The following is an 18,348-nucleotide window of genomic DNA, read 5'->3' as shown; positions in this document are numbered from 1 at the left end:
ATGTCGTTACTAAGTGCATTTTCTTCAAAAGAAAATAATAAGAAAACAAGTGATCAACTTAAGAATTTTTTAGATGATTTCTCAATTGAGGTTATGCCGCGCACTGCCTCAAAAATTGAGAGCTTTAAAGAGATATTGCCACAAAATACAAGGGTCTATATCGCCCATATAGAAGGTGTTCCAATTGAAGAGATGGTTGAAACTGCAAAGCGAATTAGTGGTGAAGGTTTTGCTGTGATGCCCCACTTCCCTGCGCGTATTATTAAAGATCAAAATACGCTTGAAGATTGGATAAATAGATACCAGAATGAGGCTGGTATTGAGCAAGCGCTGCTTTTGGCTGGAGGGGTGACTAATCCCCATGGGGATTACACCAGTTCAATGCAGCTTGTTGAGACAGAGCTTTTTGAGAAGTATAACTTTAAGCATCTGCATTTTGCTGGCCATCCAGAGGGTAACAAGGATATTGACCCTGATAGCTCTAATAAGAATATTGATCAGGCCCTTAGCTGGAAACAAAAATTTAAAGAACGCACAGATATCAATCTAGCTTTAACGACACAATTCTGTTTTGAGGCTAGTCCTGTAATTGAATGGGCAGACTCTCTAATCAAAAACGGTATTGACATTCCAGTTCATATTGGTGTTGCAGGGCCGGCTAAATTACAAACTTTAATCAAATTTTCAATCGCTTGCGGTGTTGGGCCATCTCTGAGAGTTTTGCAAAAAAGAGCAAAAGATGTTAAGAAATTATTGTTGCCTTTTGAGCCAAATGATTTTTTAGAGACATTGGCTGAGCACAAAAAAGCTAACCCCAGCTTCAATATCACAAATGTTCATTTTTTTCCTTTAGGGGGGATAAATGTGAATGCTTCATGGATTAAGAATGCAACAAATAATTAAAAATAGGAGTAAGTAAATTGGCAACAACAACACTATCATCTTCATCAAGAGAGGTAACCATTGGTTTTGGACATCCATTTGTAATGATTGGAGAAAGAATAAACCCTACTGGCAGAAAAATTTTAGCTGCGGAAATGAAAGCAGGAGATTACTCTCGTGTTGTTGCAGATGCAATTGCTCAGGTTGAGGCAGGCGCACAAATGCTTGATATAAACGCAGGTATTCCATTGGCTGATGAACCGGCAATATTGGCGGAGTCTATTAGACGTGTTCAGGCTGTTATGGATGTCCCAATATCAATTGACTCTTCAATAATTGAAGCGCTTGAAGCTGGATTAGGTGCATACCAAGGAAGAGCGTTAGTCAATTCCACAACTGGTGAGACAGAGGTATTGGAAAGGGTGCTACCTCTTGTCAAAAAATACGATGCAGCCATTGTTGCAATTTCTAATGATGAGACGGGAATCAGTGAAGATCCAAATGAAAGATTTAAGGTTGCTAAAAAAATTGTTGAACATGCTGCTGATTATGGAATCAAGCCACAAGATGTTGTTGTTGACCCATTAGTGATGCCAATTGGCGCCATCTCTCAAGCTGGAAATCAAGTATTTGAGTTGGTTAGAAAGCTTCGCAGTGAATTAAAGGTGAATACAACTTGTGGAGCTTCAAATGTAAGTTTTGGCTTACCTCAAAGAAGTGGAATTAATAATGCCTTCTTACCAATGTTGATTGCAGCTGGAATGACCTCTGCCATTGTTAACCCTTTGCATCCAGAACTTGTCCAAGCCATTAGAGCTGGAGATGTGTTGACAGGTGTGGATGATGGATGTACAAAGTGGATATCAGCCTACAAAGAACCATTGAAAGAGGGTGAAAATCCTAGGGAAGGAAGAAGAAGGAGACGTGCATAAATTATGCCTAGCATAGAGTATGAGGGGTCTTGTGTTTGTGGACAGACTTCCTATACAGCTTTTGATTTGAATGATATTTCATATTGCCACTGTGAGCAGTGTCGAAAAATGACAGGCCACTTTATGGCTGCATCACAAGTAAGCAGAGAGAATATTAAAATCAAGGGTAAGATTAAGTGGTTTTATACTCATGAAGGCTCAAGGCACGGCTTTTGTGATAACTGTGGTGCAAATATGTTTTGGCAGAATGACAACAAACCAACTATAAGCGTGACAGCAGGAAGTATTGATGATTCCAAAGAACTAAGGACTTGGCACCATATATTTACTGAAGAAAAAGGATGTTATTATAATATTAACCCTAAAGAGCCTCAAAGTGAGGGCTATGGCAACAGCAAAATAGACGAGTAAGAATAAAGATGGATGATAATTATCAAGTATGTTTCACTCCTTCAGGCCGCCAATTTAAGGGTGAGTTTGGTGATACATTATTACAAGTTGCACAAGATGCAGGAGTCGCTATTCGTTCACTATGTGGTGGATATGGACAGTGTCATCAGTGCTGGATAGAGGTTTCAGAGGGAGAACATTCGAAATTTGGTGTAAAGTGTGACCCTGAAAATGTAAGCGCTGTTACAAGACTTGAAAAACAATTAATTCAAGATAACCCAACATACAAAGGAAAAAGATTGGCTTGTCAGTCCTGTATACAGGGTGATTTAGTTATTGATGTTCCAGAAGATAGTCAAGAACACAAGGCCTATATTAGTAAGAAAAATGCTGCTCAAACTTATTCAATTTCTAGTTCAATAAGTCTCATTGATTGCACACTAGATGAGGCAACCCTGGATGAAAACCCATCAGCTTCAGAAAACCTTATTGCTCAGCTAACAAAACAAGGCGTTAAGGCAAACATTGACTTTAATCTACTGAGAGATCTTCAGCCACTTATTCATGAATGCAAAGGCAACCTCACTGTTGCAGTTCGTGACAGCAGTCAAATCGTTGCCGCATATCCAAAAGGCACTCATCAAATCCTAGGGGCAGCGATTGATATCGGCTCAACAACTTTAGCGCTTTATGTTTATGATCTAAAAAATGGTAAATTGGTTTATGAGTCTTCAGCAATGAATCCACAAATTCGTTTTGGTGAAGATTTAATGAGTAGAGTTTCTTATGTCATGATGAATAAGGGCGGCGATGAAAAGTTGACTGCTGCCGTTAGAGGAAAAATCACTGAAATGCTCCATGAAGCATGTGAAAATTTAGAAACAGAATGGGATAAATTACTTGAGGTTGTATTGGTTGGTAATCCCATTATGCACCATATATTTTTTGGAATCTCGCCAGTTGAGTTGGGGCAGGCCCCTTTTACTTTATCTATAAGAAGCTGGCTTGATGTTGACGCTAAAGATTTGGGTTTTGACCTCTATCCAAAAACTAGATTATCATTCTTACCTTTGATTGCAGGTCATGTTGGCGCTGATACAGCGGCAGCCTATCTCAGTCAAATGGATACAATGCATACCGAAACGACTTTGCTAGTTGACATCGGTACAAATGCTGAAATCATGCTCTCTAAAGAAGGTAAAGTTTATGCCACTTCATCACCAACAGGCCCTGCATTTGAAGGCGCTGAAATTAGTTCGGGCGTCAGGGCGACCTATGGCGCTATTGAGAGAGTTAGGATAGATAAAGATAGTTTGAAGGTCCGTTTCAAGGTAATTGGTTGTGATGCCTGGTCTGATGAGCCTGATTATGAACTCGTTCAAATGAAGGCAGTTGGGATTTGTGGAAGCGGTATTATTGAGGCCATTGTTGCATTCGCAGAAGCAGGAATTATTGACCAGAGTGGTCTTTTTGTTGAATCAATTGCCCCAGAACTCTTTTCAAAAAAAGGGAACACAACTCGATTTTTATTAGTTGATCAGGGTGATAAATCGATCTATATCGAACAAGTGGATATTCGATCTATTCAACTAGCCAAGGCGGCCCTATCAGCGGGTGTATCAATATTGATGGACTACCTTGATTGTGATCATTTTGATAAAATATTATTAGCAGGTGCTTTTGGTGCCCACCTAGATGCAAGATATGTCGCTTTACTAGATATTATCCCAACATCAACGGCTGAAAAAATAGAATCAGTGGGCAATGCTGCTGGTATTGGCGCAAGTGCAGCACTATTAGATGTTAATAAAAAGCAAGCAATTATCGAGGCGGTAGACAAAGTTGTGAAAATTGAAACTGCTACAGAACCAAGGTTTCAAGAGTTTTTTGTTGATGCGATGAAATTCAGTGTATCACCTGTTAAGCAACAACAAACTAAAAAAGTTAGGCGCCGAAAAAGAGCGTCATAAGTTTATCAAGGAGAATTTTAATGGCTAGAGAAAGAAGAAGACGTCGGGGCGGATCTGCTGATGAGTCTGATGCGAAGAATATTCCTAAAGCGCCGGCTTATATAAAACGAAAAATACCTCACTACAGTATTCTTAGTGATGATGATCTGAGTATTATTGAAGACAATGCAGATACTATTCTAGAGGAAATTGGCATTGTTTTCTCTGAAGATCAAGAGGCACTTGATATTCTTAAGAAAGCGGGTGCAAGCATTGATGGTATGCGTGTTAGATTTCCAAAAGGAATGTGTCGCAAACTAATTCAAGACAATGCTCCAAAGCAATTTACTCAATTCGCTCGTAATCCTGAGAGAAATGTTGAAATTGGTGGCGACAATATGGTTTTAGTTCCTGCTTATGGCCCTCCATTTGTTCATGATCTTGATGAAGGCCGACGTTATGCAACAATAGAAGATTTTAGGAATTTTATAAAACTTGCTTATATGTCAGACAATCTTCATCACTCTGGTGGGACGATTTGTGAGCCAGTTGACTTACCGGTTAATAAACGTCATTTTGATATGGTTTATAGTCATATCAAATACTCAGACAAACCTTTTATGGGGTCTGTTACTGCAGCCGAGAGAGCTCAGGATACTGTTGATATGGTGAAAATAGTTTTTGGAGATGAGTTCGTAGACAAAAACTGTGTGTTAATTAGTTTAATCAATGCCAGTTCACCTATGTCATTTGATGCAACGATGTTAGGCGCCCTTAAGGTCTACGCAAGAAATAATCAAGCAACTATCATTACGCCATTTATTGTTGCAGGGGCAATGGCTCCAACAACTGCTGTAGGTGTAGCCGCACAAAGTTTAGCAGAGGGGCTTGCTGGCATGGCATTTGCCCAACTTGTGAGACCGGGTGCGCCTGTTATCTATGGGAATTTTGTTACTGCAATGTCAATGAAATCTGGTGCGCCAACATTCGGCACCCCTGAAGCTGCCCACATGATGAATATTTCAGGAGCTTTGGCTAGAAGATTAGGCGTTCCATTTAGAAGTGGAGGTGGGTTTAATGGTGCAAAGATGCCAGATGCTCAAGCAGGCTATGAGGCTGCGAATACAATGCAAGCTACTTTAAATGCAAGTGTTAACTTTAACCTTCATACCGCTGGCTGGTTAGAAGGCGGTTTATGCATGAGTTATGAAAAATTTATAATGGACGCTGATCAAGCAGGAATGATGAGAGTTTCTGCAGAGGGAATCGACATGAGTGAAAATGGCCAAGCAATGGACGCAATTCGTGAAATTGGAAGTTTTTCTGATGATGTTCCTAAACATTTTTTAGGGTGTGAACACACTAAGAAAAATTTTAAGACAGCCTTTTATATGTCAGATGTTCTTGATGATAATAGCTTTGAACAATGGGTTCAGGATGGATCAAGAGATACAGCAATGCTCGCAAATGGCATTTATAAAAAAATGCTATCAGAATATGAATTGCCACCACTTGATACAGAAATTGATGAGGCATTATTAGCCTATATGAAAGAACGCAAAGATAGTTTTGAGGATTCTAATGTTTAATACAGTTTAGATCTGCATTTATTAAAATTCAAGCTGTTATGAATTTAATTATTAATAGCTGCTTGAATTTGTAAGATAATATCTATTCTAAAAATTCTAACACCAAGATTCAAGTTTTATACCGCCAATTTTTTTTCGTGGTAATAGACTTTTTTCTTTATTAATTGATTTAAAGCGCACTTAGGAGAAGAAATGAGCGAGTACAAAACAGATATTGATATTGCTAGAGAAGTTTCTGGTGAACACATAAATGATATTGGAGCAAAGCTCAACATTGATAAAGTGGATCTGGTTCCTTTTGGCCATGATAAGGCTAAGATTTCTTGGAACGCAATTGATAGTGTCCAAAAAAATAAGGATGGCAAACTTATTTTAGTAACAGCAGTCACTCCAACTCCAGCAGGTGAAGGTAAAACGACTACTTCGGTAGGCCTTACAGATGGTTTAAATAAGATTGGTAAACAAACTACGGTCTGTCTACGTGAGCCAAGTTTAGGACCTTGTTTTGGAATGAAGGGTGGTGCCGCTGGAGGCGGTTACGCACAAGTTATCCCTATGGAGGATATCAATCTTCATTTTACAGGTGACTTCCACGCAATAACATCAGCGCATAGTCTTCTATCTGCAATGATTGATAATCATATTTATTGGGGCAACTCGACCAATATTGACAGCAGAAAGGTTGCATTCCGCCGCGTTGTAGATATGAATGATAGATCTCTAAGAACTATCACTTCATCTCTTGGCGGTTCTACTAACGGATATCCAAGGGAAGACGGCTTTGACATTACAGTTGCTTCAGAGGTTATGGCAATTTTCTGTTTGTCTCAAAATCTAGTGGAGCTTGAGGAGAGATTAGGAAATATTATTATTGCATATACGCGAGATATGACTCCAGTTAGAGCAAAGCAGATCAATGCTCATCAGGCAATGACAGTTCTTCTTAAGGATGCCTTCAGACCAAACCTTGTTCAGACTCTAGAGGGTAATCCTGCACTTATTCATGGTGGACCTTTTGCAAACATTGCACACGGATGTAATTCAGTTATTGCAACAAAGACAGCACTTAAATTATCAGACTATGTGGTTACTGAAGCAGGCTTTGGAGCTGATTTGGGTGCTGAAAAATTCTTTGATATTAAGTGCCGTAAGGCTGGACTAGCTCCAGATGCTGTTGTTTTGGTTGCCACTGTAAGAGCGCTGAAGCATCAGGGAGGCGTCGCTAAAGATAAGTTAAATAATGAAAACGTTGAGGCCCTCAAAATAGGTTGTTCAAATCTAGGAAGGCATATACGCAACTTAAGCCAATTTGGGGTGCCATTAGTAGTTGGCATTAACAAATTTGTTTCGGATACTGAAGCTGAATTCCAAGTTATTAGAGATTATTGTGAGCAATTTAACGTTGAAGTCAGTGTTACAAGTCACTGGGAGCATGGCGGTGATGGTGCGATTGATTTAGCAGAAAAAGTTGCCAAATTGGCTGACTCTGGTGCTTCACAATTTAAGACATTGTATGATGATGAACTTCCATTGTTAGAAAAGGTTGAGACAATTGCTAAAACGCTTTATCAGGCGGATGAGGTCATGGCAGACAAAGTGGTGAGAGACAAAATGAACTGGTTTCAAGAGAATGGCTTTGGAAATCTTCCAGTATGTATCGCCAAAACTCAATATAGTTTTTCTACAGACCCTCAGTTACTTGGTGCTCCAACGGGCCACTCACTTTCTATTAGAGAAGTGAGACTTTCTGCGGGTGCAGAGTTTGTAGTTGTTGTATGTGGCGCAATCATGACTATGCCTGGACTACCAAGGGTTCCAGCTGCAGATAAAATTAAACTAGATGAAAATGGATTAGTTCAAGGACTATTCTAGATATGAAAGATGTTGGCTCAGTTGATTATGAGATTCACAGAGTTGAAGGTTTAACTCGAGGAATATCGGCTGACTGCATTGCAATTGAGGAGCCTCTTGAGATAATTGTAAGGTATTACAAGGGCAATGATTGGGTCATTGAGCCACTTATGGTGACAATGAGAACGCCAGGTGATGATTCGAATTTAGTGAGTGGACTTTTATTTTCTGAAGGTGTTATTCAGGATAAAAGTGCTATTGATTCAATTAAAGTTAACGCTAAGAATAAAGGGAAGTATGACGTTGACAATTCTTTGATTGTAACTCTCTCAAAAGGTAATAAACTTGATCTAAAGAATCTTCAGCGTCATTTTATGGTTAACTCTAGTTGTGGTGTTTGTGGAAAAGGTACCTTAAATGCGATTGAAATCGCTTATGAGCCAGAAATTAATAAAGAAGGACCTATAGTGAGTATTGGTTTAATTAGTAAGCTGCCCAATATACTGTCAGACAAGCAAAAGCAATTTGCAAGTACTGGAGGAGTTCATGCTAGTGCATTACTTTCTGATAAAGGTGAAGTCTTACATATAGCTGAAGATGTTGGTAGACATAATGCCCTTGATAAGTTAATTGGACATGTTCGCACCAACGAAATGTTAAAACCACTAGAACAATTTGTAATGTGTTCTGGGCGCTTAGGTTTTGACATTATTCAAAAAGCTGTTATGTCTGGTATTGGAATGATAGTTGGTATTGGTGCGCCAACTTCATTGGCTCTTGATTTAGCAGAAAAATTTGATATCACTTTAATTGGCTTTATTAAAAAAAATAAATATAATATCTACACTGGTAATTGGCGTATCAGTGAAAATTTCGGAGAATAGATGTCTAGAAACATAAGTTTACTGTCTGGTAAAAAAGACGATAAGAATAGTTTATTTGGAAAAATATCTGTAAGTCCAAATGACACCAGTGATGCCCAACTTGCGGGTGAGTACAACCTGGGCGTATCGACAATTCATAGTACTAAAAGTTTCTATGATTTCCTGAACGAAGATTTCAAAAATAAAAAAGCTTATGTTTGTACTGGAAGTGCCTGTATGTGTAGAGGTACACAGGAAGATGTTACTCAAAAACTAAAGAATAAGCTTGGCGAAGATAGTGTCGGTGAAATGATTTGCTTAGGTAGGTGTTATGAAAATAGTGCATTTTATTATGATGGTGAAAACTACTCAGGCGATGATATTAATCAATTAGATAATATTTTGGCTGGTAAGCATAAAAGCCTTCCTTACACAATGAAATCTTATTCAGAAACTTCATTCTTAGTAGAGAATGAGGTATTTTCTTCTTTTGAAGATTTTAAAGAATTACTTCAGAATTGTTTTGAAACTGACAAGGATGAGCTTATTAATACGCTCAAGGATTCAGGCCTTAGAGGAAGAGGTGGTGCCGGATTTCCAACTGGGATGAAGTGGGAATTTTGTAAAGCGCAGGAAGCCAAAGCTAAGTATGTGGTGTGTAACGCTGATGAAGGAGATCCAGGCGCGTATTCTGATCGTTATTTACTAGAAGAGCAGGCTTTGAAAGTCCTTTTTGGCATGGTAGTTTGCGGATACATTATTGGTTCAAAGCAAGGTTTTATGTATATTCGTGGAGAATATCCTGAATCGATTGATATTACTAATGAAGCTTTAGCCAAATTAAGAGAATTAGGTCTTTTAGGTGAAAACATTTTAGGTAGTGGGTTTGATTTTGATATGAATGTGGTTGAAGGCCAAGGTGCATATATCTGTGGTGAAGAGACAGCACTTATAGCATCAATAGAGGGTCGCCGTGCTGAGGTTGATGTTCGACCTCCTTTTCCTGTTGTTGAAGGCCTCTATAAAAAACCAACAGTTGTCAATAATGTTGAGAGTTTAGCAGCAGTTGCAGCTATTTTAAAGAACGGCAGCAAATCTTATAAGTCAATAGGAAATGGTCGTTCTCTGGGAACTAAGCTGATTTCTCTTGATGGGTTTTTCAATAATCCTGGTCTTTATGAAGTAGATTTGGGGACCTCACTGGAATTTATTATTGATGAGATTGGCGGCGGGTTTAATGCTGATATTAAGGCAATTCAGATTGGGGGTCCGCTTGGAGGAATTGTTCCAGTGGACAAACTGAAATCCTTAAAACTAGATTTTGAAGTTTTTGCTGAGGCTGGTTTTTTACTTGGACACGCTAGCTTTGTATGCATTCCTAAGTCATTTTCTGCTGTGGAGTACGCAAAGCATTTATTTGCATTTACAGCCCATGAGTCATGTGGGAAATGTTTCCCTTGTAGGCTTGGCTCTACTCGTGGAAAAGAAATGCTAGGTTCAGCGATTGATAATAATCAAAAATTCTCAGAAGAATTAATATATGATTTATTAGAAACAATGGAGGTGGGTTCCTTGTGCGCTTTGGGCGGTGGATTACCTCTTGCAATTAAAAATTTACTCGAACACTGTAGTGACGAGTTTAAACCTTTAATGGAGAAATAGTATGTCAGATCAACCAAAAGGTGTATTTATTGATGATGTTGAGTTTCCTTTTGATGACTCTTCATCAATTTTAGCTTTTACTGATAAAGCGCTTGGCGATAAAATTATTCCTACACTATGCAATGATGATAATTTGAATCCCTATGGAGCATGTAGGGTTTGTTCTGTTGAAGTTCAGCAATCAGAAGATGCGCCAAAGAGAACAGTCGCTTCATGTCATACACCAATAGCTCCTGGAATGAGAATTTATACTAACTCAGAGAGCGTTAAGAAGCTTCGCAAAAACATTGTTGAGTTAGTTCTTAGTGATCATCCGCCAGATTGTTTGACATGTGAAGTCAATGGCAACTGTGAGCTTCAAGATGTTGCTGCAAGCGTTGGTGTTCGTCAAATAAGATATGCAAAAGGTGATAATCACTGCGATCGTGAAAAAGATTTATCTCATGCATATATGCGAATGGACTTGTCTAAATGTATTAACTGCTCAAGGTGTGTTAGAGCGTGTGATGAGGTTCAGGGCCAGTTTACTCTCACAATGACTGGACGTGGTTTTGAGTCTCGTATTACTACTGATAACGACATGCTTTTTGGAGATTCTTCTTGTGTCTCTTGTGGTGCTTGTGCACAAACTTGTCCAACTTCAGCTATTTCAGACGTTTTTCAATCTAAGTCAGTTGAAGCAGATAAAACTGTGCGAACAACATGCTCATATTGTGGTGTTGGGTGTAATCTAGAAGTTGCCGTAAAGAATGATGAGGTTTTATCAATTCGAGCGCCTCAAGATGCAGTAAATGCTGGTCATACTTGTTTAAAAGGTCGTTATGCATTTAAGTTTTATAATCATGAAGATAGGCTAACTTCCCCTTTAATCAGAAAAGATGGAGTTTTAACGCCATGTTCATGGGACGAAGCGCTAGATTTCATTAAAGGAAAATTTGAATCAATAAAACAAGATCATGGTCCAGATGCAATTGCTGGAATATCATCAGCACGATGTACTAACGAAGAAAATTATATGTTCCAAAAAATGATTCGCCAGTTAGTTGGAACTAATAATATTGATTGCTGTGCTCGTGTTTGTCATTCCCCAACAGCTTGGGGAATGCAGCAAAGCTTTGGAACAGGTGCCGGAACGAATTCAACTGCAGATATTCCATTAGCAGATTTGATGATCGTAATTGGTGCTAATCCAACTGCAGCGCATCCAGTAACTGGCGCTAAAATTAAGCAGCAGGCTATGTCTGGGGCTACTTTAATCGTGATTGATCCGGTGAGAACAGAGTTAGCTCGAATGGCTGATCACCATCTTCAACTCAAACCAGGGACTAACGTCGCTGTTCTGAATATGATTCAGTACTATATAGTCGAGGCTGGTCTTTTAGATCATGAGTTTATTAAAGAACGCTGTGAAGGTGGAGAGGATTTCATAGAGCAAATAAAAGAGCTCGATGTGGATGCAATGGCAGAAATTTCAGGGCTTGATAAAGAGGATGTAAAGGCTGTTGCAATTGCTTATGCTTCAGCAAATAATGCAATGGAATTTCATGGTTTAGGTGTTACTGAGCATTCTCAAGGAACAAAGACTGTTATGCTAATTTCTAATTTGGCAATGATGACAGGAAATCTAGGTCGACCTGGCGTGGGTGTAAATCCACTTCGTGGTCAGAATAATGTTCAAGGCGCAGCCGATATGGGATGTCAGCCACATCATGGTCCAGGATATTTGTGGATGGATCAAAAAGATGTTCAAGACTTTTATGAGGATAAGTTGGGTCTTCCGACACCAACAACTCCTGGAAGAAAAATTCCTGAAATGTTCGATGGTGCAGTTGACGGCTCACTTAAAGCACTTTGGATTTTTGCTGAGGATGTTGTTCAGACTGATCCAAATACCCATCATGTCGTTAAGGCAATGCAGGGGCTTGATTTACTTGTTGTTCAAGAAATATTTATGAGTGAAACTGCTAAGATGGCAGATGTAGTTCTTCCCGGAACTACTTTTCTTGAAAAGAGTGGAACTTTTACAAACACAGAAAGACGAATTCAACAAGTTAATGCCGCAGTTAAACCTCTTCCAGGTACAAAAACAGATGGTCAAATTATCGTTGAAATGATGCGTAAATTAGGCCTTGATCAGCCTGATTTTGATGCAGCAGAGGTTCTTAAAGAGGTTGCTAGTGTTGTATCATTTTTTGAAGGTGTCACTTGGGAAGGTCTTGCAGCAAGCCCAATGGGGCTTCAGTGGCCTGTAAACAAAAAAGGTGAAGATACACAAATCCTTCATATTGGAGAGTTTAAGCGTGGCAAAGGTAAGTTTCATTACCATGACTGGAAAGAGAGTGAAGAGCTTACTAAGCATAAGAATGAGTACCCATTTATTCTTACAACTAGTCGTGAACTTCAACATTACAACTGTGCAACAATGACTAGGAGAACTTCAAATGTTCAAATCCTAACTAAAGATGTCATTATGCTCAACCCAAGAGATGCAAAAGCAAAGGATCTCATATCTGGTGATCGTGCAACTTTGAAGTCTGATAGGGGTCAAGTCACACTTGATGTCGAGGTTACAGATAGGGTTAAGAAAGGTGTAGTTAGAACAACCTTCCACTTCCCAGAAGTGCTAATCAATGAGGTTACTAGTGGTGTTACAGATGAAGAGACAAAGTGTCCTGAATACAAAATTGTAGCTGTAGACGTATTAAAAGCCTCCTGACGAAAATCAATAAAGTGAGTCTAAAGGGCTCACTTTATTAAAACCTAATACCTTCTCTCTAGTTTACTTTTTTGAAGTATACGTCCCGCAATTTCTTCGATTGAGATGTGGCTGGTGTCGATATAAGGAACATCATTTTGAACAAACATATCCTCCGCTCTTCTCACCTCTTTTCGACATTGTTCAATTGAGGCATAACCGCTATTAGATCTTCTAACATCTCTTATGTTTTGGAGTCTAACTGGGTTAATACTTAGGCCATAGAGTTTATTTTTAAAGCCTTTAAGAGCATTTGGAAGTTTAGAGGTATCTAAATCTTCATCAATAAGTGGGTAGTTTGCAGCATAGATTCCATACTGAAGTGCTAAAAAAAGACATGTTGGTGTTTTTCCAGACCTAGAGACCCCTGTCAGAATTATGTCAGCAGTTTCATAATTTTTAGTAGTAAGTCCATCATCATTATTAAGGGCAAAATTTATGCTATCAATTCGACCTGAATAGGTATTTTTATTACCCACGCCATGAGAAAGCCCCATCTCATGTGAAGATTGAGTTTCAAGTATTTTCTCCATTTTTGAAATATAAGTCTCAAAAAAATCAAAAATAATCCCACCACTATTTTCAAGAAGATGACGATATTCATTTGAAACTTGAGTGCTGAAAATTAGAGCAGCCTGACCATCAGTCTCTGACGCCTCTTTAATCAATTGAGCTGCTGTTTGTGCCTTTTTTTGAGTGTCAATAAAGGCAAGATTGACTCTTTTAAAATCAATTTGGGGAAACTGAGTAAGAAGACTATTTCCAAGTGCTTCAGCAGTTATTCCCGTTCTGTCTGAAATAAAAAATACGGTTCTCATGCTATTAAAGCGTACCCAGTTTGGTCCAGGTTTCAACAACAGTATCTGGATTAAGAGAGATACTTGTAATTTCTTTTTCTAAAAGCCATTGAGCTAAATCCATATGATCAGAGGGCCCTTGTCCACAAATACCAATATACTTGCCTTCACGGTGACAAGCATCAATAGCCATCGTGATCATTTTCTTAACTGCTGCATTTCTTTCGTCAAAACCATCAGCAATAAGGCCAGAGTCTCTATCCATTCCTAGAGTCAGTTGTGTTAAATCATTTGAGCCAATAGAAAAGCCATCGAAGTATTCCAAAAACTCTTCAGCAATAACTGCATTCGAAGGAAGTTCACACATCATGATTATTCTCAAACCATCTTTACCCCTTTCAAGGCCATTTTCTTTCAGAAGATCAATTACTTTTGAGGCTTCAGATGTGGTTCGAACAAAAGGGATCATGATTTCAACATTTGTTAAACCCATTACATTTCTGACATTTTTTATGGCTTTGCATTCAAGTTCAAAACACTCTCTAAAATCTGTTGAGATGTACCTTGAAGCGCCCCTAAATCCAATCATTGGATTTTCTTCATTGGGTTCATAGAGTTCTCCTGCAAATAAATTTGAATACTCGTTAGATTTGAAGTCTGACATGCGAATGATTACAGGGGATTTAGAAAAACTGGCTGCTATGGTTGAAATTCCTTCAGTGAGTTTTTGAACATAAAAGTCCACAGGTGATTTATAGCAGGATGTTCTTTTTTTGATTTCACTTTTGAGTTCAGACGGCAAGGTATCAAACTCAAGTAAAGCCTTTGGGTGAATGCCAATCGTATTATTGATAATGAATTCAAGGCGAGCGAGCCCTACCCCAGTATTGGGAATACTTGCAAAATCAAATGCGCGAGATGGATTTCCTACATTCATCATAATTTTGACTGGAATATCAGGAAGGTTGCTTACTTCAGAAAATGTGTGTTCAAAATTTAATTTACCTTGGTAGACTTTGCCTGTATCACCCTCTGCACATGAAGCCGTGACCTCTTCAGAATTTTTTAATAGTTCAGTCGCATTTCCAGTTCCAACAATGGCAGGAACTCCGAGCTCTCTAGCAATAATCGCAGCATGGCAAGTCCTCCCACCACGATTGGTGATAATTGCAGAAGCTAATTTCATGACTGGCTCCCAGTCAGGGTCGGTCATGTCTGTAACAAGTACGTCGCCCTCATGAACTGAGTCCATTTCAGATAAGTCATTAATTATCTTAGTTTTTCCTGTGCCAATTTTTTGGCCAATGGCTCTTCCTTCAACAATCGTTTTTGATGTTTCAAGAAGTTTATAGCGTTCAATTTTTTGAGAACTTTGTCTGCTTTTAACAGTTTCTGGTCTGGCTTGAACGATATAGATTTGTCCATCAACTCCATCCAGTGCCCACTCAATATCCATTGGTCTTCCATAATGGCTTTCAATTTTAATTGCATAATGAGCAAGCTCTTCAATTTGAGAATCATTTAAACTAAATCTTATTCGATCATCAGAATTTACTTCGGTTGTATTAACTAGTGATCCCGAATCTTTTTCTGCGTAAACCATTTTTATTGATTTAGAGCCAAGGCTTCTAGATAGAATTGCAGGTTTTCCAGATTTTAAGGTAGGTTTGTGCACATAAAATTCATCTGGATTGACAGAGCCTTGAACAACCGTTTCACCTAGGCCATAAGCCGAAGTGATGAATACTACATCATCAAATCCGGATTCCGTGTCCAGAGTAAACATAACACCACTAGAGCCTATATCACTTCGAACCATCTGCTGAATACCAGCAGACAATGAAACCATTTCATGTTCAAAGCCTTGATGGACCCTGTAAGAGATTGCTCTATCATTGTATAGAGATGCGTAAACTCTTCGTATTGAGGTTAAGATGTCATCAATTCCACTGACATTAAGATAGGTTTCTTGTTGCCCAGCAAAGGATGCTTCAGGTAAATCTTCAGCAGTAGCGGAAGATCGAACTGCGAAGGTAACATCTGAGCCATACTGCTTAGTCAGTTTTTCATATCCATCGACAATAGACTGATGGAGATCCTCTGGAAAAGGTGCCTCTTCAACCCATTGTCTTATCAATGAGCCAGTTTTAGTAAGTTCCTTAATGTTGGTAATATCAAGATTAGAGAGTAGATTGTTTATTTTACTTTTAAGATCGGAATGGTCTAAGAAGGACTCAAATGCGACCGCTGTTGTTGCAAATCCTCCTGGTACTCTCACACCTTGGGAATTGAGACCACTAATCATTTCACCAAGTGACGCATTCTTTCCACCAACTCTTTCAACGTCAGTCATAGTGACATCTTTCAGCCAGACAATATTTTCAATCATTAGACCCCTTATCTATGGTTCTTATTTTTAAGATACGATGCGTAGCAGCTATTTTTGACACAAAATGTAATAATAGAGTTTTTCATCAAAAGTATAATTTTAATACATTAGAAATGAAGTGAGTTATGCATTCCTAAGTATAGTTTAACTTTTGTAAATAAAGTAGTAATGATACTATACTGCTATTGAATATTTTTCCTCAAATTTGCTTTCATAGAGGCTTTTGAGGGCAAGATGATAGAAAAAAAAATGTATAATTTGGGGTTCACTATTTTTTCATAGGTTTTAACAATGGCTACACAACTCGAATTAGCAAATGCAATCCGTGCTTTGAGCATGGATGCTGTACAAAGAGCAAACTCTGGACATCCAGGGGCTCCAATGGGTATGGCTGATATTGCTGAAGTTTTATGGAATAAGCATTTAAAGTTCAATCCGTCTAACGCAAACTGGTCTGATAGAGATCGTTTTGTATTATCTAATGGTCATGGCTCAATGCTTATCTATTCATTGCTTCACTTAGCTGGATTTGATTTGAGCATAGAGGATCTTAAAAATTTCCGTCAACTACATTCTAAAACACCTGGACATCCTGAGTATGGTTATGCTGAGGGTGTAGAAACTACAACTGGCCCTCTTGGACAAGGAATTACTAATGCTGTTGGTATGGCAATTGCTGAGAGAACTCTAGCTGCCCAATTCAATAAGCCAGGACACTCTATTGTGGACCACAATACATACGTTTTTATGGGAGATGGGTGTTTAATGGAAGGCTTATCCCATGAATCATGTGCTCTAGCTGGAACACTTGGGCTGGGTAAACTAATCGCCTTTTGGGATGACAACGATATTTCAATCGATGGCCATATTGGTGATTGGATGGAGAAGGGCGTTCCGGGTCGCTTCAAGTCATATAATTGGCATGTTATATCCGATGTTGATGGGCATGACCCAGAGGCTATTAATGCTGCTATTAATGAAGCTAAAGGAATTCAGGATAGACCCTCTTTAATTTGTACTCGAACAGTTATTGGTTACGGTTCGCCTAATCTTGCTGGTTCACATAATTGTCATGGAGCCCCTTTAGGGGATGAGGAAATTGCAAAAACACGAGAGAATATAGGCTGGAAACATGAGCCTTTTGATATCCCTGAAGAGATTTACGAGGGCTGGAATCATGTTTCTGAAGGTGCAGAGGTTGAAGAAGAGTGGAGTGAAAAATTTAGAGCTTACAGCGCCTCTTTCCCCAATGAAGCGGCTGAGTATCAGCGTCGCATCAGTGGAAAATTACCTGAGAATTTTTCAACAAAAATGGATGAATTTATTGCTAAAACTCAGCAGGATATGCCAAATATTGCTTCAAGAAAAGCATCTCAAAATGCAATTGAAGCTATGGGCCCTCTTGTTCCAGAGTTATTTGGCGGTTCAGCAGACTTGACGGGCTCAAATTTGACTAACTGGTCTGGAAGTATCTTAGTTAATGCAGACAATGCAAATGGAAATTATATCTCTTGGGGAGTTAGAGAGTTTGGGATGGCTGCTATGATGAATGGTATGGTTCTGCATGGTGGATTCAAGATTTACGGCGCAACATTCCTAATGTTTATGGAGTATATGCGAAACGCATTACGCATGGCTGCAATGATGAAAATTGGAACCATTTTTGTCTACTCTCACGACTCTATTGGTTTGGGTGAGGATGGCCCAACGCATCAAGCAGTCGAACAAATTGCAACTATGAGAGTAATTCCAAATTTTCAAACATGGCGAGCATGTGACGCTATCGAGTCTGCAGTTTCGTGGAAAGTAGCTATGCTGAGAGGAAATGCTCCAACAGCACTAATATTTTCGAGACAAAATTTAACGCCAATGGAGCGTACAAGTCAGCAGGTTTCCAATATTGAAAAAGGGGGCTATGTGCTTTCAGACTGCAGTGGAAAGGCTGACATTATTCTGATAGCAACTGGCTCAGAGGTTTCACTTGCGATCGATTCTGCAAAAGCAATGGGTGACAAAAAGGTTCGAGTGGTTTCGATGCCATCAACTAACGCCTTTGATGAGCAGGAACAGTCTTATAGAGACTCAGTGCTAACGCCAGGAGTTAAGAGAGTGGCGATTGAGGCTGGTGTTTCCGAATCTTGGTATAAATATGTTGGGCTAGATGGTGGCATTGTTGCAATGAGTACCTATGGTGAGTCAGCACCTGCCGGAGAACTATTTAAGCATTTTGGTTTTACCGTAGACAATGTAGTTTCTACTGTTGAGAGAGTTTTAAGTTAATTTATTATA

The 18,348-nt window shown here is 39.0% G+C and carries 12 protein-coding genes; 10 read left to right on the top strand and 2 right to left on the bottom strand.

Annotated features, from left to right (window positions below; all coding sequences use genetic code 11):
• The 9 genes from W908_RS08005 (at position 1) to fdhF (ending at position 12,834) form a co-directional block, all read left to right on the top strand.
• Entirely contained in the window at positions 1 to 903 is a 903-nt protein-coding gene (locus tag W908_RS08005; RefSeq protein ID WP_020027163.1) for a methylenetetrahydrofolate reductase, read from the top strand.
• Between the two features lie 17 nt (positions 904 to 920).
• Positions 921 to 1,814, top strand: a complete 894-nt coding sequence (locus W908_RS08000; RefSeq protein WP_053820657.1) for a dihydropteroate synthase — start codon at positions 921 to 923, stop codon at positions 1,812 to 1,814.
• Between the two features lie 3 nt (positions 1,815 to 1,817).
• A complete protein-coding gene (locus W908_RS07995; RefSeq protein WP_053820656.1) occupies positions 1,818 to 2,225 on the top strand; it encodes a GFA family protein in 408 nt (135 codons plus the stop codon).
• A gap of 8 nt (positions 2,226 to 2,233) precedes the next feature.
• Complete coding sequence (locus W908_RS07990; protein WP_053820655.1) at positions 2,234 to 4,174, top strand: ASKHA domain-containing protein; 1,941 nt, start codon at positions 2,234 to 2,236, stop codon at positions 4,172 to 4,174.
• Positions 4,175 to 4,194: 20 nt separating this feature from the next.
• Complete coding sequence (locus W908_RS07985) at positions 4,195 to 5,742, top strand: trimethylamine methyltransferase family protein (protein ID WP_053820654.1); 1,548 nt, start codon at positions 4,195 to 4,197, stop codon at positions 5,740 to 5,742.
• A 192-nt stretch (positions 5,743 to 5,934) separates the two neighbouring features.
• Positions 5,935 to 7,614 carry a formate--tetrahydrofolate ligase gene (locus W908_RS07980; protein WP_053820653.1) on the top strand — a complete coding sequence of 560 codons (1,680 nt, stop codon included), beginning with the start codon at positions 5,935 to 5,937 and terminating at the stop codon, positions 7,612 to 7,614.
• Positions 7,615 to 7,616: 2 nt separating this feature from the next.
• Positions 7,617 to 8,477: a formate dehydrogenase accessory sulfurtransferase FdhD gene (gene fdhD, locus W908_RS07975; protein WP_053820652.1), complete on the top strand. Its 861-nt coding sequence runs from the start codon at positions 7,617 to 7,619 to the stop codon at positions 8,475 to 8,477.
• Positions 8,478 to 10,118, top strand: coding sequence for an NADH-ubiquinone oxidoreductase-F iron-sulfur binding region domain-containing protein (locus W908_RS07970; RefSeq protein WP_053820651.1), 1,641 nt, complete (start codon positions 8,478 to 8,480; stop codon positions 10,116 to 10,118).
• Between the two features lies 1 nt (position 10,119).
• Positions 10,120 to 12,834 (top strand): formate dehydrogenase subunit alpha, encoded by a 2,715-nt coding sequence (gene fdhF, locus W908_RS07965; RefSeq protein WP_020023817.1) that lies wholly within the window; start codon positions 10,120 to 10,122, stop codon positions 12,832 to 12,834.
• 44 nt (positions 12,835 to 12,878) lie between these two features.
• Here the strand turns inward: fdhF and ppsR are convergent, their stop codons facing one another.
• Both ppsR and ppsA read right to left on the bottom strand, forming a co-directional pair.
• Entirely contained in the window at positions 12,879 to 13,691 is an 813-nt protein-coding gene (gene ppsR / locus W908_RS07960) for a posphoenolpyruvate synthetase regulatory kinase/phosphorylase PpsR (protein ID WP_020023816.1), read from the bottom strand.
• A gap of 4 nt (positions 13,692 to 13,695) precedes the next feature.
• Positions 13,696 to 16,059 (bottom strand): phosphoenolpyruvate synthase, encoded by a 2,364-nt coding sequence (gene ppsA, locus W908_RS07955; protein WP_053820650.1) that lies wholly within the window; start codon positions 16,057 to 16,059, stop codon positions 13,696 to 13,698.
• 291 nt (positions 16,060 to 16,350) lie between these two features.
• On the opposite strand from ppsA, the gene tkt reads away from it, so the two are divergent.
• Entirely contained in the window at positions 16,351 to 18,339 is a 1,989-nt protein-coding gene (gene tkt, locus W908_RS07950; protein ID WP_053820649.1) for a transketolase, read from the top strand.
• Positions 18,340 to 18,348 lie beyond the last annotated feature (9 nt).

Origin of the sequence: Candidatus Pseudothioglobus singularis PS1, assembly GCF_001281385.1 — a bacterium.
In the GTDB taxonomy this organism is placed as follows: domain Bacteria; phylum Pseudomonadota; class Gammaproteobacteria; order PS1; family Pseudothioglobaceae; genus Pseudothioglobus; species Pseudothioglobus singularis.
Note: the sequence above shows the minus strand (reverse complement) of the source record. Positions and strands in the feature narration are given on the sequence as shown.